A 1,551-nucleotide genomic window follows, 5' to 3' on the forward strand; every position below is an offset into this window, starting at 1 on the left:
CTTGGTGTGGTCGATCAGCAGGACGTTGCGTGCCGCCGCGTCGAGCATCGCCCCCCCACCCGCGCCGACCAGCCGACCAACTCCTTCTACAACGCCTCCAAGCCCGCCACCTACGCGCCCGAGCTGGACACGCCGAACGAGTACCCGGCCAAACTCGAACCGTCCGTCGCGGCAGGCTCGGACCCGATCGCGGCCGAGCTGAAGTCGGCGTACGGCACAGATGACGTCTACGGCATGCACTGGCTGCAGGACGTCGACAACGTCTACGGCTTCGGAAACGCGCCCGGCAAGTGCGAGGCGGGTCCGTCGGACACCGGCCCGTCGTACATCAACACCTTCCAGCGCGGCGTGCAGGAGTCGGTGTGGGAGACGGTGCCGCAGCCGACCTGCGACGCCTTCAAGTACGGCGGCAAGAACGGCTATCTGGACCTGTTCACCGGTGACGCCTCCTACGCCAAGCAGTGGAAGTTCACCAACGCCCCGGACGCAGACGCGCGGGCCGTGCAGGCCGCCTACTGGGCGGATCTGTGGGCCAAGGAGCAGGGCAAGGGCTCCGCCGTCTCCGCGACGGTCGGCAAGGCCGCCAAGATGGGCGACTACCTGCGCTACTCCATGTACGACAAGTACTTCAAGAAGGTCGGCAACTGCGTCGGACCGTCGGCCTGCCCGGCGGGCACCGGCAAGGACGCCTCGCACTACCTCCTCTCCTGGTACTACGCCTGGGGCGGCGCCACGGACACGAGTGCCGGCTGGGCCTGGCGCATCGGCTCCAGCCACGCCCACGGCGGCTACCAGAACCCCTTCGCGGCCTACGCGCTCGCCAACTACGCGCCGCTGAAGCCGAAGTCGGCCACGGGCGCGACCGACTGGGCCAAGTCCATGGACCGACAGCTGGAGTTCTACCGCTGGCTGCAGTCCAGCGAGGGCGCCATCGCCGGTGGTGCGACCAACAGCTGGCAGGGCCGGTACGCGACCCCGCCGTCGGGCAAGTCGACCTTCTACGGCATGTACTACGACGAGAAGCCGGTGTATCACGACCCGCCGTCCAACCAGTGGTTCGGCTTCCAGGCGTGGTCCATGGAGCGCGTCGCCGAGCTGTACCAGCAGACGGGCAACGCGCAGGCCAAGACGGTCCTCGACAAGTGGGTCAAGTGGGCGCTGTCCAAGACCACGTTCAACCCGGACGGCACCTACCGGATCCCCTCGACACTGCAGTGGTCGGGCCAGCCCGACACCTGGAACGCCTCCAGCCCCGGCTCCAACAACGGACTGCACGTCACCGTCGCCGACTACACCAACGATGTCGGTGTGGCGGCCGCGTTCGCCAAGACCCTGACGTACTACGCGGACCGCTCCGGTGACACCGAGGCCGCGGCGGCGGCGAAGAAGCTGCTGGACGGCATGTGGACCAACCACCAGGACGCCCTGGGCATCGCCGTCCCCGAGAACCGCGCCGACTACAACCGTTTCGACGACCCGGTGCACATCCCGAGCGGCTGGACGGGCACGATGCCGAACGGTGACGCGATCAACTCGTCGTCGACGTTCGAC

At 68.0% G+C, this 1,551-nt stretch carries 1 protein-coding gene; it reads left to right on the forward strand.

What is annotated here, in order from left to right; all coding sequences use genetic code 11:
• Nucleotides 1–1,551, forward strand: a 1,551-nt coding sequence (locus ABT116_RS45250; RefSeq protein ID WP_351646877.1) for a glycoside hydrolase family 48 protein, incomplete at both ends; no start/stop codon positions are given.

Origin of the sequence: Streptomyces sp. NPDC002130 (assembly GCF_040296465.1) — a bacterium.
In the GTDB taxonomy this organism is placed as follows: domain Bacteria; phylum Actinomycetota; class Actinomycetes; order Streptomycetales; family Streptomycetaceae; genus Streptomyces.